Source organism: Kitasatospora sp. NPDC007106, assembly GCF_040634455.1.
Lineage (GTDB): Bacteria > Actinomycetota > Actinomycetes > Streptomycetales > Streptomycetaceae > Kitasatospora > Kitasatospora arboriphila.
The window spans coordinates 1-1,124 of record NZ_JBEYFP010001408.1 but is presented as its reverse complement, the minus strand read 5'-3'; the positions used below and the strand labels follow the sequence as shown (position 1 = coordinate 1,124).

The following is a 1,124-nucleotide window of genomic DNA, read 5'->3' as shown; positions in this document are numbered from 1 at the left end:
GCGCCACCCGCCGCCGCAGCAGCCGGCCACGGCCGCGCCGCACCGCCCCGTGGACGTCCACGGTGCTCGGCGGGGCGGACCCGTCGGCCAGCGCCGAGAGCTCCTCGGCCAGAATCGTCTCCTCGTTCACGCCCTGCTCCCCTCGGCCGGTCGGTCGTCGGACGAACGCCCGAGTGCATCCAGGCCGCGCGAACTCTGACTCCTCAGGTTGCCGGCGGAACAGCCCAGGAGGTCGGCCGCCTGCTCGATCGAGAGGTCGCAGTAGTAGCGCAGCACCACGGCCGCCCGTTGCCTGGGCGGCAGCGCGGCCAGTGCCTGCCCCAGGTCGATCGTGGCGTCCACGTCCGCCCACGCCGCGGTCGGCGCCGTCCCACCCCTCCGGGTCCGCCGCCACCACGAGGTCCGCTGCTCCGCCAGGAACGTGTTGACCAGCACCGTCCGGGCGTAGCCGTCCCGGTTCTCCGCCCTCCCCGCCCGGGGCCACTTCACGTAGAGCTCGGTGATGGTCTCCTGGACGAGACCGTCGGCCCGGTCCCAGTCACCGCAGAGCAGGTACGCGACCTTGCGCAACCACCCGACCCGGGACGCCGCGTACTCGGTGAACTCGGCGTCGCGTGAACTCGCCGTACGTCGCACCATCAGGCACCCCTCCCTCCCTTTCGCGGGCACCGCCGGATTGCGCTGCCCGGATCCCTGATGCCTGGTGCCGTGCGAAAGGTTGCACCGGTTCCGGGACGGCTGCACCCGCTCGCTCCACGACACGCCACGGCGCCCCCGGCGACGCCGGTCTGCCGGGCGGTCACTCGGCATGCCTCCGGCGGGGCCGTGCCGGTGGGGCGGGGTGGAGGGGAAGCGGCGTGTCGCCGAGGGCGGCGGCGAGTTCGGAGTCGTCGATCTCGTGCCAGCCGGTGAAGTCGGTCGTGGTGTAGGAGCCCAGCGGGGTGATGGTGCCGTCCGGCGCGGTGCCGCGGCGCCAGCCGAATGCGACGTCACCCGTCCCGCCCGGGTGGCCGAAGCCTTCCGGCGCCCGCCCGACGTACACCACGACGAACAGGCACGCGCCGGTGGGCGTACCGTCCCCGTCCTGCCGGTAGACGCCACCCGCGTGGAAGAACGATTCGGCC

2 protein-coding genes are annotated in these 1,124 nt (G+C 73.8%); both read right to left on the bottom strand.

Going from position 1 to position 1,124, the window contains the following annotated elements:
- Window positions 1-126: 126 nt before the first annotated feature.
- The gene (locus tag ABZ641_RS38860; protein WP_359989418.1) at window positions 127-639 is read right to left on the bottom strand and encodes a SigE family RNA polymerase sigma factor; all 513 of its coding nucleotides are present in this window, start codon (window positions 637-639) and stop codon (window positions 127-129) included.
- Between the two features lie 160 nt (window positions 640-799).
- Window positions 800-1,124: hypothetical protein (locus ABZ641_RS38855; protein ID WP_359989416.1), on the bottom strand; the 325-nt coding region annotated here is incomplete at its 5' end.

Excerpts from the sequence above, each read along its gene's own strand:
- ABZ641_RS38860 (WP_359989418.1), bottom strand. The coding sequence starts at position 639 with ATGGTGCGACGTACGGCGAGTTCACGCGACGCCGAGTTCACCGAGTAC.